This window comes from Mesorhizobium sp. M0909 (assembly GCF_040319515.1).
Taxonomy (GTDB): Bacteria; Pseudomonadota; Alphaproteobacteria; order Rhizobiales; family Rhizobiaceae; genus Mesorhizobium.
Window position 1 is genome coordinate 1 of sequence record NZ_JAMYOA010000032.1, and the last position, 24,622, is coordinate 24,622.

Annotated in this window: 24 protein-coding genes and 3 pseudogenes; 15 read left to right on the plus strand and 12 right to left on the minus strand. The window is 60.5% G+C overall.

All coding sequences use genetic code 11. The features are described 5' to 3' along the window. Nucleotides 1-370: 370 nt before the first annotated feature. From NKH83_RS29550 to NKH83_RS29610, 12 genes and pseudogenes are all read right to left on the minus strand, one after another. Complete coding sequence (locus NKH83_RS29550; RefSeq protein WP_502895643.1) at nt 371-1,036, minus strand: UDP binding domain-containing protein; 666 nt, start codon at nt 1,034-1,036, stop codon at nt 371-373. A gap of 6 nt (nt 1,037-1,042) precedes the next feature. Then, nucleotides 1,043-1,600, minus strand: a complete 558-nt coding sequence (locus tag NKH83_RS29560; RefSeq protein WP_352808542.1) for a hypothetical protein — start codon at nt 1,598-1,600, stop codon at nt 1,043-1,045. A 338-nt stretch (nt 1,601-1,938) separates the two neighbouring features. After that, a complete protein-coding gene (locus NKH83_RS29565) occupies nt 1,939-2,100 on the minus strand; it encodes a hypothetical protein (RefSeq protein ID WP_352808584.1) in 162 nt (53 codons plus the stop codon). A gap of 90 nt (nt 2,101-2,190) precedes the next feature. Next, nucleotides 2,191-2,417, minus strand: a pseudogene (locus NKH83_RS29570) (hypothetical protein); the annotation flags it as partial. A 141-nt stretch (nt 2,418-2,558) separates the two neighbouring features. After that, a complete protein-coding gene (locus tag NKH83_RS29575; protein ID WP_352808545.1) occupies nt 2,559-3,179 on the minus strand; it encodes a nitrogen fixation protein NifQ in 621 nt (206 codons plus the stop codon). Between the two features lie 30 nt (nt 3,180-3,209). Next, a pseudogene (locus NKH83_RS29580) lies at nt 3,210-3,475 on the minus strand (ferredoxin family protein). Nucleotides 3,476-3,667: 192 nt separating this feature from the next. Continuing rightward, nucleotides 3,668-4,393: a hypothetical protein gene (locus NKH83_RS29585; protein WP_352808546.1), complete on the minus strand. Its 726-nt coding sequence runs from the start codon at nt 4,391-4,393 to the stop codon at nt 3,668-3,670. Continuing rightward, nucleotides 4,390-6,630, minus strand: coding sequence for an N-6 DNA methylase (locus tag NKH83_RS29590; protein WP_352808548.1), 2,241 nt, complete (start codon nt 6,628-6,630; stop codon nt 4,390-4,392). The genes NKH83_RS29585 and NKH83_RS29590 overlap by 4 nt, the downstream gene beginning before the upstream one ends. Further along, nucleotides 6,576-7,388: a hypothetical protein gene (locus NKH83_RS29595; RefSeq protein WP_352808550.1), complete on the minus strand. Its 813-nt coding sequence runs from the start codon at nt 7,386-7,388 to the stop codon at nt 6,576-6,578. The genes NKH83_RS29590 and NKH83_RS29595 overlap by 55 nt, the downstream gene beginning before the upstream one ends. Nucleotides 7,389-7,630: 242 nt before the next feature. After that, on the minus strand, nt 7,631-7,843 hold the full coding sequence (locus tag NKH83_RS29600) for a ferredoxin (RefSeq protein ID WP_352808551.1): 213 nt from the start codon (nt 7,841-7,843) through the stop codon (nt 7,631-7,633). A 40-nt stretch (nt 7,844-7,883) separates the two neighbouring features. After that, a pseudogene (locus NKH83_RS29605) lies at nt 7,884-9,100 on the minus strand (cytochrome P450). Between the two features lie 851 nt (nt 9,101-9,951). Beyond that, a complete protein-coding gene (locus NKH83_RS29610) occupies nt 9,952-11,019 on the minus strand; it encodes a hemin-degrading factor (protein WP_352808554.1) in 1,068 nt (355 codons plus the stop codon). Between the two features lie 723 nt (nt 11,020-11,742). On the opposite strand from NKH83_RS29610, the gene NKH83_RS29615 reads away from it, so the two are divergent. The 15 genes from NKH83_RS29615 to NKH83_RS29685 all read left to right on the plus strand — a co-directional run bounded on the left by NKH83_RS29615 (nt 11,743) and on the right by NKH83_RS29685 (nt 24,579). Then, nucleotides 11,743-12,063, plus strand: a complete 321-nt coding sequence (locus tag NKH83_RS29615; RefSeq protein ID WP_352506805.1) for a HesB/IscA family protein — start codon at nt 11,743-11,745, stop codon at nt 12,061-12,063. A gap of 261 nt (nt 12,064-12,324) precedes the next feature. Further along, a complete protein-coding gene (locus tag NKH83_RS29620; RefSeq protein ID WP_352808557.1) occupies nt 12,325-12,525 on the plus strand; it encodes a NifU family protein in 201 nt (66 codons plus the stop codon). Continuing rightward, nucleotides 12,522-13,739, plus strand: a complete 1,218-nt coding sequence (gene nifS, locus NKH83_RS29625) for a cysteine desulfurase NifS (RefSeq protein ID WP_352808559.1) — start codon at nt 12,522-12,524, stop codon at nt 13,737-13,739. Before NKH83_RS29620 ends, nifS begins: the two co-directional genes overlap by 4 nt. Further along, nucleotides 13,736-14,944 (plus strand): homocitrate synthase, encoded by a 1,209-nt coding sequence (gene nifV, locus NKH83_RS29630; RefSeq protein ID WP_352808561.1) that lies wholly within the window; start codon nt 13,736-13,738, stop codon nt 14,942-14,944. Before nifS ends, nifV begins: the two co-directional genes overlap by 4 nt. Next, nucleotides 14,941-15,321 carry a nitrogenase stabilizing/protective protein NifW gene (nifW, locus tag NKH83_RS29635; RefSeq protein ID WP_352480507.1) on the plus strand — a complete coding sequence of 127 codons (381 nt, stop codon included), beginning with the start codon at nt 14,941-14,943 and terminating at the stop codon, nt 15,319-15,321. Before nifV ends, nifW begins: the two co-directional genes overlap by 4 nt. A 188-nt stretch (nt 15,322-15,509) precedes the next feature. Continuing rightward, nucleotides 15,510-16,361, plus strand: a complete 852-nt coding sequence (locus NKH83_RS29640; RefSeq protein ID WP_352808563.1) for an electron transfer flavoprotein subunit beta/FixA family protein — start codon at nt 15,510-15,512, stop codon at nt 16,359-16,361. A gap of 18 nt (nt 16,362-16,379) precedes the next feature. Next, nucleotides 16,380-17,489, plus strand: a complete 1,110-nt coding sequence (locus NKH83_RS29645; RefSeq protein WP_352808565.1) for an electron transfer flavoprotein subunit alpha/FixB family protein — start codon at nt 16,380-16,382, stop codon at nt 17,487-17,489. A gap of 9 nt (nt 17,490-17,498) precedes the next feature. After that, on the plus strand, nt 17,499-18,806 hold the full coding sequence (locus tag NKH83_RS29650; protein WP_023678244.1) for an FAD-binding protein: 1,308 nt from the start codon (nt 17,499-17,501) through the stop codon (nt 18,804-18,806). Nucleotides 18,807-18,817: 11 nt separating this feature from the next. Then, a complete protein-coding gene (locus NKH83_RS29655) occupies nt 18,818-19,117 on the plus strand; it encodes a ferredoxin family protein (protein ID WP_023678245.1) in 300 nt (99 codons plus the stop codon). A 181-nt stretch (nt 19,118-19,298) separates the two neighbouring features. After that, complete coding sequence (nifA, locus tag NKH83_RS29660; protein ID WP_352808567.1) at nt 19,299-21,062, plus strand: nif-specific transcriptional activator NifA; 1,764 nt, start codon at nt 19,299-19,301, stop codon at nt 21,060-21,062. A 238-nt stretch (nt 21,063-21,300) separates the two neighbouring features. Next, entirely contained in the window at nt 21,301-22,779 is a 1,479-nt protein-coding gene (gene nifB, locus NKH83_RS29665; protein WP_352808569.1) for a nitrogenase cofactor biosynthesis protein NifB, read from the plus strand. A 32-nt stretch (nt 22,780-22,811) separates the two neighbouring features. Further along, nucleotides 22,812-23,006, plus strand: coding sequence for a 4Fe-4S dicluster domain-containing protein (locus NKH83_RS31755; RefSeq protein WP_023678248.1), 195 nt, complete (start codon nt 22,812-22,814; stop codon nt 23,004-23,006). A 99-nt stretch (nt 23,007-23,105) separates the two neighbouring features. Next, complete coding sequence (locus tag NKH83_RS29675; protein ID WP_352450751.1) at nt 23,106-23,426, plus strand: nitrogen fixation protein NifZ; 321 nt, start codon at nt 23,106-23,108, stop codon at nt 23,424-23,426. Continuing rightward, nucleotides 23,423-23,635, plus strand: a complete 213-nt coding sequence (gene nifT, locus NKH83_RS29680) for a putative nitrogen fixation protein NifT (protein ID WP_023678250.1) — start codon at nt 23,423-23,425, stop codon at nt 23,633-23,635. The genes NKH83_RS29675 and nifT overlap by 4 nt, the downstream gene beginning before the upstream one ends. A gap of 38 nt (nt 23,636-23,673) precedes the next feature. Continuing rightward, nucleotides 23,674-24,579 (plus strand): SIR2 family NAD-dependent protein deacylase, encoded by a 906-nt coding sequence (locus NKH83_RS29685; protein WP_352808571.1) that lies wholly within the window; start codon nt 23,674-23,676, stop codon nt 24,577-24,579. Nucleotides 24,580-24,622: the final 43 nt, after the last annotated feature.

The following is a 24,622-nucleotide window of genomic DNA, read 5'->3' on the forward strand; positions in this document are numbered from 1 at the left end:
GATCCGGAGCGTCGGTATTTTCGGTGAGCGTAAGCATGGGACGATGTTTCCTCAGTCCGTGACGCGTTTGCGGATGACCCCGCATTTTCCGTGCCAAACAAGAAAACGGTTAACCAAGCTGATAGAGCTGACTCTACTACGCAGCGTATCCGACATTGTTGGAAATCGGACAAGGCGGAGCGTGGTTCGTCCGAAACTCAGATTTGGACCGAATCCGCAGATCACATACCGGCCAGCGGCTTCAGAAATGCCGCTTCAAAGATCTTACAAAAGAACGCACTCGATCAGCTGCACACGTACTCGGAACCTCTTGTATCATGGAAGGCAACCACAGAAGTTCTCGTGAAAATCAACCGAGCTTCATATCCAGTTAAGGCGACGGTTCCCACGCGTATCTCAGCCGCCTCTCTCTGATCATATCTCGTGTTGGGCTGCGCCCGACCGATTGATAGACAAGGCCGGAGCCCTCGACATCGCTTGCAGCAAAGACATTGCGCAAGTCGATGAATATGTTGCCGCCCATAAGTTCAGAGACTTTCTTCAGGTCGAGCGCCCGGTAGCCATTCCATTCAGTGATGAGCACAGTCACACCGGCGCCCCGCACCGCGTCATAGGCCGAATGGTACCAATCGACCCTCGAAAGTACCTTCGCCGCAGTTTCATCGCCGCCGGGTCGTGCGCTCTGACCGTCAGCCCAGCTTCCTGAAGGACCGCGATGATGTCGAGCGCCGGCGCCTCGCGGATATCGTTCGTATTGGGCTCGAAAGCCATGCCGAGCACGGCGACCGTGGAGCCCCCCCTCCTGCGCCGCCTTGACCACACGCGGCGCCATCGCATGCTTGCGCGCCTCGTTGATGGCCACGACTTGTTCGATTAGCCCCTGTGGCGCGTCCCAGCGCCGGCCCGTGGCGGCGAAGGCGCGCGTGTCCTTCGGAAAGCATGAGCCGCCGAAGCCAGGCCCGGCATGCAGGAATTTCGGGCCGATGCGCTTGTCCATGCCGATCGCGTGCGCCACCTCCTGAACATTGCCGCCCACCGTCTCTCACAGATCCGCCACTTGGTTGATGAAGATCACCTTCATGGCGAGGAAGGCGTTGGCTGCATATTTGCTGATCTCCGCGTTTTCGAGCGAGGTCGTGATCATCGGCGTCCCACGCAGGTGAAGTGGCTGGTAAATGCGGCGCATGATCTCGCGCCCGAGCTCGTCCTCCGCTCCCACTACTATCCGGTCCGGCCGCATGAAATCTTCCACCGCCGAGCCCTCGCGCAGGAATTCCGGGTTCGACACCACCGAGAAGGGAACGCCGGTTCTTGCCGTGCGGATATGGTCGCGCACCGCCGCATTGGTGCCCACCACCACCGTCGACTTGATGACGACGACCGTGCCGGGCTTCATCGCCGCGGCGATCTCGTCCCCGGCGGCGAAGATATATTGCAGATCGGCCTCGCCGTCACCGCGCCTGGACGGTGTGCCGACCGCAATGAAGATGACGTCGACAACAGGCACCGTCCCCGCCAAGTCGGTGGTAAAGGACAGCCGCCCCTCGCGCACATTGCGTTCGACCAGATCGTCGAGCCCCGGCTCGCAAATAGGGATCACGCCGGATTTCAATCACGCGACGAGGTCGGGGTTCTTGGACGCAGGTCTTGAAGCCGAACTCGGCAAAACAGGCTCCCGAAAAAGGCCGACATAGCCGGTGCCGATCATCGCGATATTCATCAGATTGTCTCATTGTCGAATTGCCTACCAAGTGCGTGCGCTGGCCGAAAAAGCGACAAGTGCTTCGAGCGGGGCGTACCGAACAGGATTCCTCCGCGGGTCGGCCGCTACGTGCTTGAGCTTTATCTCTTTTCGCGCGCCGGCTGTTACGCCGTAAAAAAGTGAGCGGGAGTGCGATTCTCATGCCAGCACTTTCCTAAAGTAGGCGACCGTCTCTTTCAGACCGTCTTCAAGCCGCACGCCTGCGCCCAGCCCAATGCAGCCGCGGCGAGATTTATATCGGGCCGGCGCAGCTTCGGGTCATCCCCCGGAAGCGTCAGGAAAGCAAGCTTTGATGACCCGCCGACGATCTTGAGCACCTGTTCCGCAAGCTCCAGCATGGTGAATTCGCTGGGTTGCCGATATTGACCGGACTTGTGAAACCCGCGTGACTTCCCATCATCTTGACCATCCCGTCGATTAGATCGTCGAAAATTCACGGCGGTAGCTACGGCGGCGCCCACGCCGAGCCGGGCCGAATCTGTAACCGCGGCCGCCGAGGCGCCGCAAAGGCGCCGGCCAGCATCTTGCCCTCGATCCCGGTGTCGAAGACGCCGGCCCGCTCCGAATAGAGCCCGGCCAGGCAGGCAAGCAGCAACGGCCCGGAGAACACCAGTTGCTCGGCGGCGATGGTGCGGGTCGGGTCCTGCACCGCCATGATGACGGCGCCCGCCGAAGCGAGCATCGCGAGCAATCGGACAGCAGGCACAGCATCCTCGAAGGCGTCAGTTCGCCATTCGACAAGAGACATATGGCGCGGCGCGAGCCCTGGCGCTTGTAAGACTGACGAAAGCGGCTCTTAATCCAAGGCGATGCCGTTCTTGATCCGTGTGAGGCGGCTTTCGCCTTCCTCCGGGCCGAAGCAGTTTTCGAAATCATTGCATTCCCGGCAACTGGGCGCTCTGCACAGCGAAAAACCTTCGGCCTCGCAGAGCTTGCGGTAAAAGTACTTCTTCCATTTCATGTTTTGGGTGTTGCCGGCCGCCAGCGTCGGAAAATGCGAGGCGAGCATGCGGCCGAGCTCGGTACGATTAAAAAGGCCAAGGTCCTGCCAGAGATGGTCATTGCGCATGGCACGCCGGGCGATGATCTTGGCGAAGCGGGCGCTCGCCGGGTCGCCCGGCCGGGCATGCGCCAGCAGCAGTCCGCGCAGAAGTTCTTCCTCCAGCTCCGGCTCGGGCTCGCTCACCTCTTCCAAGGCAAACGCGTTGAGAGAAATAGCAGGGAAACTGCGGGCCAGGACATCGCGCAGCTCGGCGCGCGAAAGGCCGGTTGCCTCCGTCGCCGTCGCCTCGCCGGCCTCGATTTCCTTGAGCGCACGTGAAAGCACACAGGCAAGCACATGCTGGTCGAACCTCCTCTCCAGCTCGATCTGGGGCCATTGGCCGGCGCTGAGCCGGGCATAGTGCTGGGCAAACATGGTGCCGTTCTCCTGGTTTGTCCTATCAAGTCATGCAGCGACCTGGCCGGCCGCAACATGGGTCGGGCAGACGCGGACGCCAGGCTCCGCAGCCAATGCAAAGGCCGGTATGTCGACGGCCATCACCACGCGATTGAGCTCGCCACCGAAATCGTATCCTCGCCGTCGCAGACGCTGAGGATTTCACCCGCATCACCGACGCAGTAATGATGCATGACCTCGCGCGAGCAGACTTTGAGACAGCGGGAGCAGCCGATCCAGGCCCTGCCATCGATACCGGTCAGATATTGCGGCATCCGTCTGAAGCCCTCACAAGTGACGAAAGGGAGTGTCTTCGTGAATTCTCCAACCCAACCGAGCTCTTGCAGCTGCTGAGCGCACGCAGGCCAGCGCAATGCTGAAGCTGCATCCTCACTGTGCGAACAGGTGAACGCTGCGCTCCGGCCGGAGGCCATAGGAACAGCGATTGAAGCTGCGCCGACCGCCATTTACGTCCGACGGGAAGGCGAAGCCTCGACCTCCAACACGAAGTGGACGACATTTACTTCGATGTTGCCGGTCATTTCTCGCGTCGCGACCGGGATGTTATGCTTGGAGACGTGATGCTTGCGAGCCCCCAGCTCTATGGAACTGGCTCGGTCCTGGCCGATTTCGGCGAGCACTGCGGTCGATATTTTCGTGCTCCAGGTCGGGGCGTCGTGATCGACGACATAGGCGACCATGCCCCCATACGAAGAAATCGTGTAGGGATTGCTGGCGTCATCGAACCGTTTCAGCCCCCGCAGCCCGAGATATTCCGCCTTGATTTCGCGCTCATCGAGTACGGTCTTGGCTTCGATGCGCAAATCGAGTTCGGACTCCCGCATCAAAATGATCGTGTAGTCGGTGGGCTTGGCTTGCTTGCTGATGCCGGGATCCAGGGGCCGCGGGGTCTCGCAAGCTATCGAGATGTGACGGAGATCGACGTCGCCGTTGGCGGGGTCGGAGAGTGCTTGCTGGGCGCGGCGATAGGCGAAAAGGTCCGCCAAGGCACGGCTCACCGCCTCTTCTTGCGGAATCCCGGCCTTGCCCTTGCGGAACCAGTCTTTTTTCGCTTCATACTTAGCCCGCCTGAGCTTCAGTTCGTCGGCAGCGACATGAAGCCCCCCTATGGCATTGCCGAGAAACTCCGCCCACTCAGCGTTCTGTACGGCGCCCAATGTCGAGCGGCTCACTGGACCCAACTCCGAAGAGACCGCCTTAGCGTTGCGGCATCGGTAACGGCCTGGTCGATGGTCCACGCGCTCCTAGCAGAAGTCTTGAAGATATAGGCTCCATCACCGTCCACTGTCGGGATCACTACTGCGTTGCCGATGAAGCCGTTACCCATCGGAGGCTGAACGGACTCCTCGCCGCGTATTCCGAACCGGATACTAATCGGGAAGACCTCGCCGTCTTGTGCCTGAATGTCGACGCTCATGGGCAAGCTCCTGCCGACCGCCGCCCGGAGCTCGGCCTGCAAGCGATCGACATAGCTGCGGCGCGTGGCTTCGCTAACGTTCCTTTGACTGCCTACCGGACACTGGGCGTTGGCGAAATATTGCCGGAACTCCTTGAATTCGGAAAAGGCAGCTTTGAAGTCTTTGCCGGCATCCATGGCGTCGAGGATATCCGTATCGACCTGAGTCGAATTGCCCAATGCTAGGAACTTCTCGTCCGACCAGTCCGTGAACGGGCAAGGAATTGCCAATAGATCGTTCTTCTCGAAGCGAGCCTTATCCATAAGGTAACTGGCGCCGTATATCGACGCGAAGTACCGTACTACGACGGAATCGATAAAGGCACGGAACGCCGCTTCGAACCCGACAGGAAATGGTATGCTCTTGGCGAACTCGTCCGCTTCCATCGCCGCTACCTGGCTTTTCCTCACGATCACGTTGAAGGTCGATGGATAGAGCACCGGTTCGCTGAAATAGAGCGCCTGGGCCATGCTGCGCGGCACAAGAATGACCTCGCCTGCGAAGTAACCCCTGAATTTCGGTGTCACCTTCCGCAACTGAGCTTGCGTCAAAGCCATGATCTGAACGGACTTTTCCGATCCTTCAGCTACCGGACGGCGTGAAACACCGGCATCCTGACCGCTGCGACCTTTTCCCATCGCAAGACCCGAATTCTCTAAAAAATGCGCCAAGGTCTTGTCGTTGAAATTGGACCAAACCGTCAGGGCGTCGTGCATGCGGCGATCGAAGTCACTCAGGATAGCTTGGGTGAACCACCCGCTTTTGCCTACCCCGAAATCCTTTGCCCTCTGATATTGAACCTCGGAATCCGAGGCTAGCAAGCTCCAAACCTCGTTCGTTCTGCCACCGGGCAGCGAGGACAGAAGCGGGCGGTAAACCGCGACCTTGTCATCGGCTTTCGGCTGGCGGTTCGTGACCACGACCACGCATGCGGAGGCTTCCACGCCCGGGAACAGCTTCCTGCGAAGATGAAACAGGCTGCCTATCCAGCGCAACGTTGTCCGACTTCCGATCGCGTGCGCGAACGGGCCTGCCAACCGACCAATGACCGACCGGGCCGGAAGGATCATGGCAACAGTCGCCTCGTCGGCGGCGAACTTGAATATCGCGAGCCAGAAGAAAAGATCCGACAACCTTGCTTGACCGACGGGCACGTTCGCAAGGCTCAATGCCGTCCGGAAGTCCGCGACGCCAGCGCTTTCTTCGCCGCGCCCCTGATCCCGATTAGTGCGATCCTTCTGGCCGCTCGAGGCCGACCATGGCGGATTGCCGACAACGTGGGTGAACTTGCGGCCGAGAAACTTGGTGGCGAACGCGCTCTCGGAAACGACGTTGTCCGAAAGGTCGGGGAGGAATTTTTCGTCGCCGGCCGCCTCTACAAGCTCGTCGATCGTCGCTTGGCCGACATAATCCAGCAGGGTCAGATAAAGGCTGAAGCGACATACGTTCGCGGCCTGTGCGTGCAACTCGACGCCATGGATGCCCTTGAGCAACAGTGCCTTGGCCAGCCGGATATCCCGAGGTTTCCAGCCCTCGCGAGGCGTATACCGTTCCATCAGCCGCCGGAACGCGCCGACTAGGAACAGCCCCGATCCGGCTGCGGGATCGACTAATTCGGAGTCGGAGGTGATCGGGACGACCGCCTCCACCCGATCCAGTACGTGGTCCACCAGGTGCGGTGGGGTATAGAACACACCGTCATCCCGCTTCTGCTTAATGTCTTCGATTTTGATGAAGCGTTCGTAGATGGCCGAGATCGTTTCCGTGCGCAGGATCGAAAAGGACACGTTGAAAAAGCTGTGTTGGATACCGTCGGCCGTGATGGTGTCGCCGCAACGCACCACCCGATGGATCAGCCGGCAAAGGCCATCCGTCACCAGGTCACGCTGATCGTCTTCTATCTTGAAGACACTGCCGTTGATAGCGCCGTCGACGATGTCGAAAGCGGCCAACGCATCGCTTGCGGACCACGCCCCGTGAACGTCGTCATTGGATTTTCGGAAAAGATCGCTTCGACGAAGGGCGGGAGCGACGGGGTGTCGTTGCCGGCCAGCTTCCGTGAAAGCCAAGCCGATGCAAGGATGCCCCGGTCCGCCAGCACGTATGTGTAGAGGAACTTGCCGATCACCGCGTTGATGAGGTTCTGATGCCCTTCCAGGACGGGAAAGTTCTTCTGGGCCAGTACGTTCAGCGCTTCAATGGCATCGACCAGCTGATTGTCGACACTAGAATCCCGATGAATATCAAGGTCGCGCCAAGTCAACGACGACGCGATCCGGTTGGCGCTGTAGTACAAAAGGGCGGCGGGCAATTCCGCAACCGTTCCGTTGAGCCGCACCTTGATAGGGGCGATTTCGGGTGGTTGGAAACCACCGCAGACAAGCACTTCGTCCGCACAGACGATCAATAGGAACGGCACGACCCCCTGGCTCCATACCGCTCGGCGCAGGTGGGCCACTTCGTCCGGAGATTCGGCACTGGCGAGATACACGATGGGCTTGAGCGACGCTGGCCGAAAACCGTCTTCGAGCGCGAAAACGCCGTGGATTTTCATAGCGCTCAGGGCCTGCCTAACGACATACGGAAGCGTCGGAAGCCGGGAAAGGTCGGCCAATTCGAAATATGTCTGGCGCTCGGAATAACCCAGCAGGTCGCGAACCGCCGTGAGGCGGTCGTGCATCCCGGGCTGCATCGTGGCCTGTTCGCTCAATTCCCTCAACTCTACGGAACCACACGGCACTTCCGCGCAACGCACGGTACAACGTCTAACCTTTTGAATCCATTAACAAATCAAAAAATCAAAAGCTCAGCGTCATCAATGACTTAGCTAGTTGCGGAACCTCAATAGGTTGTCCCTCTCCAGCCCCAGGCGACTGATGGGCGGTTTTGATCCTAAGGTGTAACTGCCCAGGAGGGCGTCTCCGGCCTTGAGGTGCTGACTTGAATGGGGTCCTATTCAACCCGCGCAGCCGGTGTACGGTCGAGTTCCAGCGCACGTTCAGGACAGGATCGCGCGCCTTGCGATGCACGCAGCTCCTCCCCTTCCGCAACTTCAATGTCACCAGGCAGGATGTAACCCTCGTCATCAAGCTTGAAGATGTCCGGCGCTTGCGCCGCGCATCGCGCGTGACCCTGGCATTTGGCATTTTGGACGATGATGCGCATGGCGCTGCCTCCATTGTCTGTGCCCCGGCTCGGGGCGGGCCTAGGACCAGTCCAGGATCAAATTTTCGATCCCGAACACATGGCCGCCAAAGGTTATGGGTGCCGTACCCTTCTTGATCCTGAAAGCCGGGATGCGCGCCAGCCACTCCTCCAGGCCAATGACAATCTCCCGCCGGGCAAGGTGTGAGCCAAGGCAACGGTGGGGACCATAGCCAAAGGCGGCGTGGCGGTTGTCCTCCCGCTCCAAATCGATCGTGTTGGGGCATTCGAATTCCGCCGGGTCACGATTGGCAATCATGGTGGCGCAGGAAACATAGTCCCCCTTCCGGATCGGCGCGCCTTCGAAGTCGATATCTTTCGTTGCCACGCGGATCAACTGAACGGTCGGATAGACGCGCAGCAATTCTTCGGCCGCGAGCACGATCCGGTCCGGTTCGCTCCGCAGCAATTGCTGATCTTTGAGGTTGCGCGCGAGGTAGGCCAAGTCAAAGCCTATAGCTGCTGCGACCGTGTCGAGCCCAGCGACGAAGACAAGCACGCCGATGCCGCGGACTTGGGTGTCCGTCAGCCGGCGGCCCTCGACCTGTGCCTGCACGATAAAGGTCATGAAATCGTCAACCGCCTCCTCGCGCCGCATGGCTGCAAGTTCGTCGATGAATGCCACGATCGTCCGGGCCGCCGCCGGGCGTTTCACATCGTTACCGTGTAGCAGATCTTTCCCCCAGCCGACAAATGTGTCGAGTCGGTCATCCGGCAGCCCCAGAAGCGAAGGAAGATGCTCACCGCGAAAGGAAATGCAAAATCCTTCATGGCGTCGCAGCTTGTGCCCGACGCGGCGATCCTTTCGATCAGCTCGACCGAACGTTCGCGGACAGCCGGTTCCAAAGCCATCACCCGCTTTGGCGAAAGCAGCGGATTGAGTAGTGAGCGAAAAACGCCATGGGCAGGCGGATCCAGTTCAAGCGGGATCATCGGCCAGTTTTCACCCAGTATGGAGGAGAAGATGCTGCGATGGCTGGAAAAAGTCTCTGCGTCCTGCAGCACCTTCCGCTGGTCCGCGGCACGGGTGATGACCCAGGTACCCCGGCCATCTTGCGTGTTGTAGCGGGAGTAAAAGATCGGAGGCCCGTCATGTACGCAAGCGACAGCTGCGTGTGGATCCCCGTTGGGTGTTGGTGGCATCCCTGGCGATGTAAACAGGCTGAAGTCCCTCACCATTTCGGGCGGGACATGATCTGGAACGGGGTTGGTCGCCATTTTGTTTTCTCTACATTGGCGTTCATGGCTCGATTGAGATTGCACCGCTGTTCATAAAGTCGATTTCCAGCATGGGCACGTCTTGTCGGGCGCCTTCTAGATTCTGTCGCCTGATACAGCCCACCTGCACCAGCGCGGATGAGATCGGTTGCGAAGTCGATCAGAAGGGGCATCTCCGCCGCGCTGCGGTCATGAAGCAAAGCCGCCGCTTATCCCCGTTAGGGTTGAGAGGCTGGTCAATCACCTCTGAGCTCCGTGACGCACTGCTGATGCCCTGCTGATCAAATTGTCGAAGCAAGTCGCGTGCCGGATAGGCGTACCCATGGCGCTGCACCAAGCAATGCCAGCCTGCACTAGGCCCGCCGCTGATGATCACCTGTCCATCATTCTTAGGACAACGTCCGACAACCGACATCCGTGGTCGGTTTTGTCGAGTCCGCGACATCGGGCTGTTCGGCTTGGCTGCTGCTGCACAGCCTTCCGGTCGACGAGCGAGGAGATCGCTCGCACGGCCCCGATTGAGCAACGACGCGATCCAGCGCAAGGTTCGGGTGCGGTCCGACAAGACCCGGCCGCGCTTCCGCTTCGGTTCGGCGCTGATGGCAATGGCGTTGTTGTAGCCGCTGCAAGGATTTCCGGTCAGACGAGCGATGCACTCGTGCGCAGCGATCCGGCCGGCGACGAGCCTGACTGTATCGATGCGGTCAATTCCGGCGTGCACACCTGACCGTGCGTATGCGCTAACACGGCAAGCTCTATCGCACATGGACCTATATTTCCTCGCGAGCCGCTGTCGGAACGTGGTGCCGAGTCCTATGGCGGCCGGTTCAATCCGAGGGCCTGTCGGCACTCTACACATCCCGGTCGGTCGGACCGGGAACGCGTGGCAGACTCTCGGCCAGAAACCGCCAGTCGCTGCGCTCGCGTTCGCCTTCCTTGCGCGTGCCGAAGAACTGGATGATCATCTTGCCGTCGGCGCCATAGGCTTCAACGGACGTGACGTGACCGTCCCTCGTCGGCTTGCGCACGGCCCAGACCTCGCGGATATGATGAGTCCTAAGATGGAGATGGAAGTTCTCGTCGAGCACATTGATCCGCGGCCCGATCTGCTTGACCGACTTGATCGGGCCGGAATGGATCTGGATGCAACCACGATTGCCGACAAAGCACATGATCGGCATCTCGTCTTCGGCCGCCTGTTGGAACAGGGCGCCAACGGCATCATTGTCGAGCAGCCAGGCGTGATCCTCGTCGGCCATACGCATCGCCTGGCAGCGGCTGAGCTTCAGGGTCTTCAACATATGGTAGAACTGATGCACGTCGCTCAGCCGGCTCCAGTGCTCGCGTAGGTCGTCGACCGTGGCGGCTTGGTCTGGACTCACTGCATTATCGAGCGCCCCGCTCGCCTCGACCGATATGATCGGCTCCTGGTCGGAGGATACAAGCTCTGCCGCCAGATTCTGATAGGCGTGCAGGTTCGAGGCGGGCCTGAGATGTACTTTGTGCATCGCCTCGCCGGTGGCATCAAAGAATTGCAGGCTGCGGCGGATCTCGGCTCCCTCGCGCTTCTCGACGGCGAAGCCATACGCCCACGCTTTCGGGAAGATGCGCAGGTCGATCTCGTCGCCGAGCACCATGGCATGCGGGTTGCCGGTGACCACTTTGTCGTAGACGCCGATCTTTTGGTGCACGGCACTTTGGTTGCGGGTGACCGCCATCACCTCGCCGACCGCTTCGAGGCCGGTCAGCAGATCATCGACGCGCGGCTCGATGCGCACCGCGCCGTGACCACAATGCGCCGCGACCAATTCGGCTTCCGAAATGCCCAATCGAGCGGCGAGATCATGCTCCCGGATTTTCGGATTGTCTTCGCACGCCCGCCGGATTTCGTCCGGCGACGGTTTCTCGCGCTGGTCCATGTCTTACCCCTGCTTCCACCTACGTGTGAGGATCAGCTGCCCTGCCGGTGAATCTTCAGCCGATCGGGCGCGCCGTAATGCTCGACCCTGATCTGCTGCTGGCCCGTGAACAAAGTGTCGCTGGACAGCGCGCGCACGTCGTCGCACCCGCGCGAAAACCGGGGGTGCTATCGGAGCGGCGAGACCCGAGTGACACGAGCAGGCACATGCCGATGGAATCTCATCGAGCCGGTCGGTGGCCACCGGGCGGTGGTGAGCGATTGTGGGTGTTGTCGCAATCGGCCAATCGGTCATTCGGATGCCACGGGCGGCGCTGCTTCGCCAAACAAAGCGTGTCTGACCCAGTCCTGACATGTTGCTCCCTTGCTTCGCCGCATCGATCGCGAGGGCACCCACGAGACGATTGTGGATCGGCAGTCTCTTGCCGCCTCGCCAGTGGAGCATCAAAAACCGTGCCAATTGCGCCGAAGCAAGCTCAGAAGGAGTCTTCTGTAATGGTCATTGGTTTAATGTGACTTCAGCCAACAACTCAGGCCCAAATCCCGCGTGGCGGACCCGACAAACCCGACAGTACGTGTCGGTTGGCCGACACCTTCGCAGCAATGGACTCACAAGAACCACCGCAGGGTCAGAGATGCCGCGCTGTGTTGAAACGGTTTTCGCTTTGGCACGGTGCATGCAGCGTGATGCGCAAGCAGGTCCCGGACTGAGGAGAATGGAGCCATGATTACGCTCACCGACAACGCTGTTGCCGCCATCAAGACTGCTCTTTCCCGCGCCCAAGAGCCGGCGGAAGGCTTTCGCATCATGGTCCAGGCCGGCGGCTGCGCCGGCTTCAAATACTTAATGGGCCTGGAGAGCGTGTCGCGCGAGGGCGACGCGATCACCGAGACAGATGGGATCAAGCTGTTCGTGGACGCGGGCTCCCAACCGCATGTTGCCGGCATGACCGTCGACTTCCTCACCGGGCTCGAATCTTCCGGCTTTGTCTTCGATAACCCCAACGCGCGCGAGAAGTGCGGCTGCGGCAAGTCCTTCAGTTGATCGCCCGAAGCGCCTGTGCGGGTCTATGAAGCGATTGCCGCCGACGCACTCATTTGCGGCAGAGGAGGCTTATATGGCCGGCACAACAGATGTCCCTGTCCTCAAGAACAAGGCAAGGTCGAAGCCGATCTTGGGACCGGCAATCGCTTCAGGTAGGATGCAAAGAACGTCGCCTCCCGAAACAGTTCGGTTCCTGGAGGCACCCAAGCTGGCGGCCAAATCGCGCCGCTGCGCCAAATTCGGCTTATCGATAACGTTGTCGTGTTCGGGCGTCCTTACCTGCGGGCTGACGGCGGCGACTGCGGACTTGTCCATGTCGACGCCGATCCGGTCTACGTCAAACTCTCGGGCGTCTGCGCCGGCTGCCAGTTCGGGCCCATCATCATCAACGGCATGCGCCAGAGGCTCAATGAGGCGGTGCGCACGCTCGTGTCATTCCGGTCAACTGAGGATCGCACATGAAACCTGTCTACCTCGACAACAACGCAACCACACGGGTCGATCCTGAGGTCGTGCAAGCGATGTTGCCGTTCTTTAGGGATCAATTCGGCAACCCTTCGTCGGCGCACGCTCTTGGCGCCTCAGTCAGTGCGGCGGTGAGAAAGGCGCGGAGGCAGTTGCAAGCTCTGATCGGCGCGGAGTTCGACGATGAGATCACCTTCACCTCGGGTGGGACAGAAAGCGACAATGCAGCGCTTCTTTCGGCGCTCGAGGCGGCGCCCAACCGAACCGAGATCGTGACGTCCGCGGTCGAGCATCCCGCCGTGCTGACGCTCTGCGCGCATCTTGAGAAGACCCGCCGCGTCAAGGTGCACAGGATTCCGGTGGATTGCCGTGGCCGGCTCGACCTCGACGCCTATATGGCCGCCCTCACCCCACAGGTGGCAATCGTCTCGATAATGTGGGCGAACAATGAGACTGGTGTGATCTTCCCCGTGGCCAGGCTTGCCGAGTTGGCCAAGGAAGTGGACGCCCTTTTTCATACCGATGCTGTGCAGGCGGTCGGCAAGCTTCCGATGGACCTGAAGTCGACCGCAATCGACATGCTGTCGCTCTCCGGCCACAAGCTGCACGGGCCGAAAGGGATCGGCGCGCTTTTCGTAAAACGTGGCGTCAATTTCCACTCGCTGATCAAGGGGGGCCACCAAGAACACAACCGGCGTGCTGGCACCGAGAATACGCCCGGCATAGTCGGGCTCGGCATGGCGGCCGAACTCGCCTTGAAATTCATGGACGACGAGACCACACGGGTAAAGTCGCTCCGCGACCGTTTAGAGGACGGGATTCTCCAGCGCATCCCAAGCACCTGTGTCACCGGTGATCCCCTGGAACGGTTGCCCAACACCGCAAACATCTCCTTCGAAGATGTCGAAAGTGATGGAATTCCACTCCTCCTCAGCCGCGTGGGCATCGCGTGTTCCTCCGGCTCTGCCTGCACCTCCGGCTCTCTGGAACCGAGCCATGTCCTGAGCGCGATGAAAACGCCACACGCGGCAGTCCGCTTCTCCTTGGCGCGGGACAACGGCGAAGCGGACGTCGACCGGGTGCTCGAGGTCATGCCGGCAATCGTGGAGAAGCTGCGTAGCTTTCCCAGTTCTGGGCCGGGTAACCGAAGCTCCGAAGACGGTCAATCCGGTCTATGCCTGAGCGGCAGCAGAACCGGCTACCGTTCATGACCCGTCATGTCTTTCTCAACGATACGACCTTGCGCGATGGCGAGCAGGCGCCCGGCGTCGCCTTTACCACGACGGAAAAGCTGGAGATCGCCGAGTCTCTTGCGGCGGCCGGCGTCACAGAGATCGAGATCGGCACGCCGGTCATGGGCGCCGACGAGATCGAAACAATTCGCGCCGTGGTCGCGCGGTGTCTCCCGGTTCGGCTCATGGCCTGGTGCCGGATGACGTCGCTGGATCTCGATGCAGCGATCGAGAGCGGCGTCCACGCCATCAATCTATCGCTGCCTGCGTCGGACATCCAACTTGCCGCCAAGCTCGGCCTCGATAAGGCGGGAGCGCTCCAGGTCATCGAACGTATGGTCAGGCGCGCAGCCGCCGCCGGCTTCTTCGTCGCGGTGGGCTGCGAGGACGCCTCGCGGGCCAATCGGGATCATCTCGCCCGCGTCATCGAGACGGCTGCACGCGCCGGCGCAAGCCGCGTCAGGCTAGCCGACACAGTCGGCGTTCTCGACCCGTTTTCGACCTTCGAACTTGTCGCCCAGCTCGTGCCGCAGTCTCCAATCGAGCTTGAATTTCATGCGCACAACGATCTCGGACTTGCTGCCGCCAACACGCTGGCCGCGATCCGCGCAGGCGCGCGCCATGCGTCCGTCACCGTCCTGGGGCTCGGCGAGCGTGCGGGCAATGCCGCGCTGGAAGAGGTGGCCGCCGCGATGGCGGTCCTCGACGGCGCGGATACCGGCATCGAGCTGACCGCATTGCCCGACCTCGCCGGCCAGGTGGCTTGGGCCGCCCGCCGGCAGACCGCGGCCATTAAACCGGTCGTCGGCGCCGATGTTTTCACGCACGAATCCGGCATTCACGTCGCAGGGCTGCTGAAGGACTCGCGTACTTATCAGGGGCTCGATCCGGCTCTCGTGGGCCGCTGCCGGCGTATCGTCATCGGCAAGCATTCCGGCGCCACTGCGATTGCCCATGTGCTGAGCGAAAGCGGCCGCGATCTCGACCCGGATCTGGCAGCCGCGATGGTGGCCCGCGCCCGGCGCGAGGCGACCGAGACCAAATCGACCGTCACTGCAACTCAACTGGTCGAGCTCTACGATGGAATGTGCAGCGAGGCATCCCTCGCGGAGCTGTGCGGGTCCAGGTCAGCCGTGCGCGAGCGCACCGACACCACAGTTTTCCGACCAGGGAGAATGCAATGAATTGTTCCGCTGACAGCCGCCCTATCGATGTCACCGACATCCTCGCACGACTGAAGCGCCTGTCGGCTGCGGAGGAGTTCTTCGCAGTCCTTGGCGTCTCCTATGATCCGAAGGTGCTGAATGTCTCGCGGCTCCATATCATGAAGCGCGTGGGCCAATACCTTGCCGAAGAAGATTTCTCCGGTCTGCCCGACCAGGTGATTGCCGCGCGGGTGCGCGCGACGCTCGAACGCGCTTACGAAGACTTCGCGATTTCCTCGCCGCTCTCGCATCGGGTCTTCAAGGTGCTCAAAGACCACGATCCGAACAAACCTGCCACGCCGGGCCGCACCTTTGTCCCGTTCGACTCCGTACTGAAGCGGTTCGGACAGGAATGACCGCGACACGGGTTGCGACGCGACAATGTCGAGAAGCCGACAAATCCGTCATCACCACGGCGCCCTCGGAAGCAACCAAGCGAAGTTCTAGGGATAGGGGGCAGCCCAAAACAGTTGGCACGAATGATGCAAACCAAGGAGATAAACCGCCAAGCCCGCATCCGGACAGGAGCCTGGAGAAACCGCCAATGCACATCGTAATCTGCATCAAGCAGGTGCCGGACTCGGCACAGATAAGGGTCCATCCGGTGACGAACACGATCATGCGCCAGGGTGTTCCGACTATCATCAACCCTTACGACCTGTTCGCCCTCGAAGAAGCTCTCAAACTGCGCGACGCCTATGGTGGCGAAGTCACCGTGCTCACTATGGGTCCGCCCATGGCAGAGGACGCGCTGCGCAAGGCGCTCGGCTACGGCGCCGACCGAGCGGTGCTCTTGACCGACCGCTATTTTGCCGGCTCCGACACGCTGGCGACCTCGTTCGCCCTTTCCCAGGCAATCGCAAAAGTTGGCGAGACGTTCGGCACGCCAGACCTCGTCTTCACCGGCAAGCAGACGATCGATGGCGACACCGCCCAGGTCGGGCCCGGCATCGCCAAGCGCCTCGGACTCCTGCAACTGACCTATGTCGCGAAGATCGCCTCTATTGACCTTGCTGCACGCGAGATCAAGGTCGAGCGCCGCTCCGAAGGCGGCACACAGATGCTGAAGAGCAGGCTCCCTTGCCTCATCACTATGCTGGAAGGCACAAACGAGATCCGCCGGGGGTCGATCCAGGACGCCCTGTGCGCCGCGCGCAGCCAGGTCTTGAAATGGAGTGCCGCCGACGCCGGCATTGAGGATCTCACCAAATGCGGTCTGCGCGGTTCACCGACGGTCGTCAAGCGCGTTTTCGCGCCTCCTGCGCGAGCGGAAAAGGCGGCAAAAATCGACACCGCCGAGATGGCCTTGCGCGATCTCGCTGACGAACTCATCACGGCAATCTTCACCCGCCAGCCGGCATTGGAACATGAGCTCGCCTTCAACGGCGGCGCGTGAGAGGGCAAGGAGCAGACGATGTCGACCGCGAACCGAGAAACCCCTCGCCCTGCCGCCGGCCGTGCCGGCATAAAGAAGGAGCTGCCCGCGCATTTCAAGGACTACCGGCACATCTGGGTTTTCATCGAGCTCGAACGCGGCCAGGTCCATCCCGTATCATTCGAACTGCTCGGCGAAGGCCGCAAGTTAGCAGACAAGCTTCAGGTCCAGCTTGCAGGCGTCGTGCTTGGACCGCCGGGAGAGGCCATCGGGAACGCCGTTGCCGAAGCGTTCGCTTATGGCGCCGACCTTGTCTACATCGTCGAGGCGCCGCTGCTCGCCGACTATCGGAACGAGCCATTCACCAAGGCGATGACGGATCTGGTCGATACCCACAAACCCGAGATCCTTCTTCTCGGTGCCACCACACTCGGCAGGGATCTTGCCGGCTCCGTGGCGACGACCTTGCAGACAGGGCTCACGGCCGACTGCACCGAACTTGATGTGGATACCGACGGTTCGCTCGCCGCCACCCGTCCGACTTTCGGCGGTTCCTTGCTGTGCACGATCTATACGCTCAATTTCCGCCCCCAGATGGCGACAGTGCGACCGAGGGTCATGCCCATGCCACCGCGGGCGGATAAACCGGTCGGGCGTGTCATCCGGCACAAGCTCTCGGTAGCCGAGGACGAGATCGTTACCAAAGTCCTGGGCTTCCTGCCGGATAGTCAGTCGGCAAAGGCAAATCTTGCCTATGCCGACGTCGTGGTTGCGGGAGGCCTGGGTCTAGGCGCGGCGGAGAACCTGCAGCTGGTGAAGAATCTCGCGCGGGCAATTGGTGCCGAGCATGGCTGTTCGCGCCCGTTGGTCCAGAAGAGCTGGATGCCGGCTGATCGGCAGATCGGCCAAACTGGCAAGACCATCCGGCCGAAGCTTTACATAGCGGCTGGGATTTCCGGCGCCGTCCAGCATCGGGTTGGCGTGGAGGGGGCGGATCTCATCGTGGCCATCAACACCGACCCGAACGCGCCGATTTTCGATTTCGCTCACCTCGGGATCGTCACCGACGCGATCCGCTTCCTGCCCGCACTGACGGAAGCCTTCACCCGGCGGCTGTCGCCCCACAGTCGCGATAAGCTTGCGAGCTAAGGGATGGACATGATTGAGGAACAATTCGACGCCATTGTTATTGGGGCCGGCATGTCCGGAAACGCAGCTGCTTACACCATGGCCAGCCACGGCCTGAAGGTGCTGCAGTTGGAGCGGGGTGAATATCCGGGCTCCAAGAATGTCCAGGGTGCCATCATGTACGCGAACATGCTGGAGAAGATCATCCCGGATTTCCGGGACGATGCGCCTCTCGAGCGGCATTTGGTTGAACAGCGGCTTTGGGTGATGGACGACACATCCCATACCGGGATTCACTATCGGTCGGACGACTTCAATGAGGCGAAGCCCAACCGCTACACGATCATCCGTGCCCAGTTCGATAAATGGTTTTCGCGTAAGGTGCGCGAGGCCGGCGCGACGGTTCTGTGCGAGACGACCGTGACGGAACTCATCCGTGACGCCAAGGACAGGGTGATCGGCGTCCGCACAGACCGGGCCGGCGGGGCCATCTACGCGGACGTGGTCGTCCTTGCAGAAGGTGTATGCGGACTGCTTGGCACGCGGGCCGGCCTGCGCGAGATGCCGAAGCCGCAAACCGTGGCGCTCGCCGTCAAGGAAATGCATTTCCTGCCCGAAGAGGTCATTGAGCAGCGGTTCGGCCTCAAAGGCGATGAAGGCTGCGTGATCGAGGCGGTGGGCACGACCTCCCGCAGCATGGCCGGGCTCGGCTTCCTCTACACCAACAAGGAGTCGATCTCACTGGGCATTGGCTGCCTCGTCTCCGATTTCGCCGCGATGGTCGAGAGCCCTTACGTCCTCCTCGACGCCTTAAAAACCCATCCTTCGATCCGGCCGCTGATCGCCGGCTCGGAAGTGAAAGAATATTCCGCGCATCTCATTCCCGAAGGCGGCTACAAGGCTATTCCGCAGCTCTTTGGCGACGGTTGGGTCGTGGTCGGCGATGCCGCGCAACTGAACAACGCCATTCACCGCGAGGGTTCGAACCTCGCCATGACCTCCGGCCGCATCGCGGCTGAGGCAATCATCGAGGTCAAGAGCCGCAACGGTCCTATGACCAAACGGAATCTCGCCCTTTACAAAGCCATGCTGGACAAGTCCTTCGTGGTCAAGGACCTAAGGAAATACAAAGACATGCCGGCCTTGCTCCACACCAATTCCTGCAATTACTTCACGGCTTATCCGCGGTTGATGTCGCAAGCCGCGCAGAACTTCATGCGTGTCGACGGCACGCCGAAGATCGAGAAGGAAAAGGCGACCACGGCGGCCTTCATCAAGGCGCGCTCGCGCTGGGGGCTGGTCAGCGACGCGGTCCGCCTTGCATTGGCGTGGCGCTGAGGGGAGACGAAATGACGATCGCAGTGACGAAGTCACGTGTCGAGGACAAGCTTTACCAGAACCGCTACTTGGTGGATTCCGGCCGTCCGCATATCAAAGTGCGACCGCACGAGAGGCCAAGCGCGAACTTGCTCGCGCTGACCCACGTCTGCCCGGCGAAATGTTATGAGTTGAACGACAAAGGTCAAGTGGAGATCACTGCCGACGGCTGCATGGAGTGCGGCACCTGCCGGATTTTGTGCGAGACCAGTGGCGAGATCGAGTGGAACTATCCACGCGGCGGCTTCGGAGTCCTCTTCAAATTCGGATGAGGACGCACGCACCGTATCAAGAGGGTCAATCTTGGTACACCTGAGGTCGCGACCAACGCCAAGTCTATCTTTGCTTGAATTGCCGCGCCACGAAGAGAAGCTCGTGAATACTGTGCTTTCACAATTCAGACTCAGACACAAAAGGAGGAGCACTCTGGACGACAACCGCTGAGGTGTTTCCATGGCTCACGTACCGCAAGATCGGGTCGACGAGGTAGCACCTCGGGATACCCGCCCTGAACCGCCCATCAAAAGCATGCCCCAAGCAGATATCGCGCTCAGGGGACTCTACGAGATATCGAAGGTGCTGACCGCCCCCAGCGAGCTGGAGATTACGCTCGCCAATGTCGTGAACATCCTGCCTTCGTTTCTGCAGATGCGTCACGGAGCAATCGTCGTCCTGGACGCTGAAGGAGAGCCGGAGATTGCCGCAACTGCCGGCAATACCCACGCACCTCAATCAGGCACTCGCCGCGTCATACCACAGGCCATAACAGATCAAATCGTCGCTACGGGGACGCCGCTCTTCATACCGGACGTCCGCAAGTCCCAACTATTTCAGGCTGACCTTCAAACATCTTCGAGCAGCGGCACCATCCCAATTGCCTTTATCGGTATCCCGCTAAAGGCTGATCATAAAATCCTTGGGACATTGTCGATCGACCGCGCCGGAGACGGCGCCACCGACTTTCGCGACGACGAGGACACATACTTCCTGACGATGGTCGCCAACCTTGTCGGCCGGACGATCCGTCTCCATCGCATCCTGAGTACAGATCGTCAGCGGTCTGTCCATGAGCAATGGAGACCGGAGAAATCGCCCAACGAGGGGAGGACCTACGACCCTGCCCGGCATGCGGATGTCAAAATCGACGGGATCATCGGGGAAAGCCCCGCACTCAAGCAGGTGCTCGAAACCGTCTCGGTCGTAGCAGGGACCAATTCCACCGTGCTACTGCGGGGTGAAAGCGGCACCGGCAAGGAATTCTTTGCGCAAGCCATCCATAAGCTCTCACGTCGGAGGAAGAAGTCTTTCGTCAAATTGAACTGCGCCGCACTGTCTGAAAGCGTTCTGGAGTCAGAACTGTTTGGGCATGAAAAGGGCGCTTTCACGGGTGCTATCTCCCAGCGCGCCGGTCGTTTTGAATTGGCAAATGAGGGAACGCTGCTACTTGATGAAATCGGCGAGATTTCGCCGGCCTTTCAAGCCAAGCTGTTGCGTGTCTTGCAGGAAGGCGAGTTGGAGCGAGTCGGCGGCACCAAAACGCTACAGGTCGACGTGCGCCTCATATGCGCCACCAACAAGGACCTCGAGACGGCCGTCATAAAAGGGGAGTTCCGGGCCGACCTTTATTACCGCATCAATGTGGTGCCAATTATCCTGCCTCCGCTCAGAAAGCGACCCGGCGATATTCCACGCCTTGCGAACGCCTTCCTCAACCGATTCAACAAGGAGAACGATCGCGCACTCGCCTTCGCGCCGTCGGCGCTTGACCTGATCTCGCAATGCTACTTCCCTGGTAACGTCCGCGAGCTGGAGAACTGCGTCCAAAGGACGGCCACACTTGCGCGTTCAAGGACGATCACGCCATCCGATTTCGCCTGTAAGAAGAGCCAGTGCCTTTCCTGGCTCCTCTGGAAGCGAGCCGACCGCTCGAATGGCGGCAATACCATCGACGATCTCGCACGGGTCAACGCAGTGCCGGTCGGATTGCGGCTGCCGGCCAGTCGCATCGGTGCCTCCGCAGGCAACGTATCTCCCCTTGCGGCCGGCGATCCAAACGATCCCGCTTGTCCCCCGCGTCTGACGGAACGCGACCGGCTGATCGACGCGATGGACAAGGCCGGTTGGGTTCAGGCCAGGGCGGCTCGTATCCTCGGCCTCACGCCGCGGCAAATCGGCTACGCGCTGCGCCGATATGGCATCGAGGTGAAGAAATTCTAGACGTCGTGATGACGTCAAACGTAAGTCCGGAGTAGTCTCCCTCACACCCTTCGCGCCCAAGGCTGGTAGCCTTCGCGACCCGATTTGCTTGTCCACTGTCGGAAGCCCGACAAAGGTGTGTCGGAGCAATCCGACGGAATCCGACACGAAAGCCAATTCGTGAACCAAAACCGCTCTTTGAGCTGGCATAGCTCTTGCGGTTTGAACTGCGACATTCACCCAGCAACGGAGCCGTTCGATGTCCGCACCGGCAATTTCGCTTGAGAGCCTCAGCACGACATTCGGTGACCAGTTGCTTGCCACCGTGAAAGCCGGTGGCTGCGCGTCTTCGTCCTGCGGCTCGTCGATAAAGCCGGACGACACGGATCCGGCTATCTGGGAGAAGATCAAGGATCACCCCTGCTTTTCAGAAGAGGCGCATCACTATTTCGCGCGCATGCACGTCGCGGTCGCGCCCGGCTGCAATATCCAGTGCAACTACTGCAATCGCAAATATGACTGCGCCAACGAAAGCCGGCCTGGGGTGGTCTCCGAAAAGCTGACACCCGACCAGGCGCTACGCAAGGTGGTCGCGGTCGCCAACGAGGTGCCGCAACTCTCCGTGCTCGGCATCGCCGGACCGGGCGATGCCTGTTACGACTGGAAGAAGACGAAGGCAACGTTCGAACGAGTTGCCAGGGAAATCCCAGACATCAAGTTTTGCATCTCCACGAATGGGCTCGCGCTGCCGGACCATGTCGATGAGCTTGCCGACATGAATGTCGATCACGTGACGATCACCATCAACATGGTCGACCCTGAGGTCGGTGCAAAGATCTATCCTTGGATCTTTTACGACCATCGCCGCTACGTCGGCATCGAAGCCGCCCGGATCCTGCACGAGCGGCAGATGTTGGGTCTGGAGATGCTGACCGCGCGCGGCATCCTCACCAAAATCAATTCAGTGATGATCCCCGGCGTGAACGATGAGCATCTGATCAAGGTGAATAGATGGGTCAAGGAGCGAGGCGCGTTCCTGCACAACCTCATGCCGCTGATTTCGGACCCGGCGCACGGCACGCACTACGGACTGAGCGGGCAACGCGGCCCAAACGCAATGGAGCTGAAGGCTCTTCAGGATCGTGTCGAAGGCGGCGCCCAGTTGATGCGCCACTGCCGGCAGTGCCGGGCAGATGCCGTCGGCCTGCTCGGAGAGGATCGTGGCCAGGAATTCACAGTCGACCGGATTCCCGGCGAGGTCACCTACGTTGCCAGCAATCGCAAGGCCTATCGGGAGCTGGTCGCGGAGGAGCGCCGTGATCACGTGGCGGCTAGGAGAGAAGCGATCGGATTGGTCAAGGCAGCGAGCCCCGGCAAGTCCCTTCTCTTCGCGGTGGCGACCAAGGGCGGCGGCCGCGTCAATGAACATTTCGGCCATGCGAAGGAATTCCAGGTTTATCAAGCCTCGCCGAGAGGGATCAGTTTTGTCGGGCATCGGAAGGTGGAGCAGTATTGCCTCGGCGGCTGGGGCGGAGAAGCCGCCCTCGATGGCGTCATCGCAGCGCTTGAAGGCATAGATATCGTGCTGTGCGCCAAGATCGGAAACTGCCCGCAGGATCAGCTCGCCGACGCTGGAATCCAAGCCACCGACGCATATGCCCACGACTATATCGAGACCGCAATCAGCGCGATTTACGCGGCCGCGTCTGGGACCCCCGCACTCGCGGCGACGGCCTGAGCGCGTCTCATCCATTCGGACCAGGAGTTAAAATGGCTTTCAAGATCATCGCATCCCAATGCACCCAATGCGGCGCCTGCGAATTCGAGTGTCCCTCCGGCGCGATCAAGTTCAAAGGCGAGAGCTATGTGATCGAGCCGCAAAAGTGCACCGAATGCGAGGGGGTCTTCGATGCGCAGCAATGTGCCTCGGTATGCCCGGTGCCGAAGACCTGCGTTCCTGCGTGACGGACATTGGGCCGCCGACATGGTCGGGGATGCCTTCGCAGGACGCCTGGAACGCCTTTGTTCACAATCTGCAGCCTCAAGGGAAATCAGGGAACGGACATGTCGCTCGGACGCGAAGAGGAGGTCGAAATCCGCAGGCCTCCACGATTCATGCCGGGAGAGCGGGTACGTGCCACTCGCCACATAAAGAATGACGGCACCTATCCTGGCAGGGAGATCGGCGAAAATCTCGTGCGGAAGGGCGACGAGGGATATGTGCGCGACATTGGCACCTTTCTCCAGCAGTTCTTCATCTATGCGGTCGAATGGATCGACCGTGGCACAGTCGTCGGCATGCGAGCGCGTGAACTGATGAGCCTCGACAAAGCCGAGGTGCCCTGCAGTGCTGATAGCAATACCAATGAAGGGACGGCCAGATGAAAGTCATGATCCGCAGGACCGATGCTGGCTTGTCGGCATATGTCCCGAAGAAGGACCTCGAAGAGCCGATCATCAAGCTCGAGAAGGAAGAGTTGTGGGGCGGAACTGTGACGCTCAGGAACGGGTGGCGGCTCCTCCTACCCGATCTCCCACGGGATACGCGTCTGCCGATCACCGTCGAGGCAAGGAAGGTTTCCGAAGAGGACTGATGCTGCCCGTTCATAAGGTGCGTCGCGAGGAAACGAGCATGAACACAATCCTGACATCGGGCCACCTGGTCATCGTGCGGGACAGTTTTGCCGAAAAGCTGCTTGACCTTGCGAAGGAAGCGCTCGCCTCCGATGAGGTGATCCCCTATCTCGGTCCGGGTCTTCTTGGGTTCAACTGTGCGGAACCGCCTGTGCCGCATACGCCCGAGGTCGTTGCCGCGGCACTCAATGCACGGGCGCCAGCCCCTTCCAGGATCCGCACCAATATGTGGTCGGTTGCGCAGTTCATCGAACAGCGCCGGCATCGCCGAACGCTTCAAGCTTGGATGACCGACATATTCGCAGCGCCGGTGGCGCCGACCCTCCTCCACGCCTGGCTCGCAAGGCTGCCGCTCTCCCTCATCGTCGACAGCTGGTACGACGGCGCGATGCGCACGGCTCTCGTAGAGACCGGCCGAACGGACGTCGTTGAGATACAAGGCGTCACGCGGGCGAACGAAATCGGTAACATTTGGACGAAAACCTACGATTTGTCCGGGAGGGAACTCGACGCCCGATCGGGGGCAAAGACGGTTCTCTATACACCTCACGGGAGTATTAGGCCGGCGCAAAACTTTCTCGTCGCAGATTCCGACTATGTCGAAGTCCTGACCGAAATCGATATCCAGACACCGATCCCAGACGTGGTGAAGGAACGGCGCATCACCCGCGGATTTTTCTTCGTTGGCTGCCGCTTCAACGATCAGATGCTGCGCACCTACGCCAGGCAGATCATGAAGCGCTCCCGAGGTCCACATTGCGCGGTAATGGACGCGGAAACGCTGACCAGAAACGAAGCGCGTTTCCTTGCGGCAAGCGGAATCACGGTGATCGACATGCCAGTAAGTGAAGCCGCGGCTCGGCTTATAGGAACGGGCACTGCTGCAGGTGGTGGACAGGATTAACAATGGCGGGCCCCTTTGATGATTGGTCCTTCGGCTTGCCTCG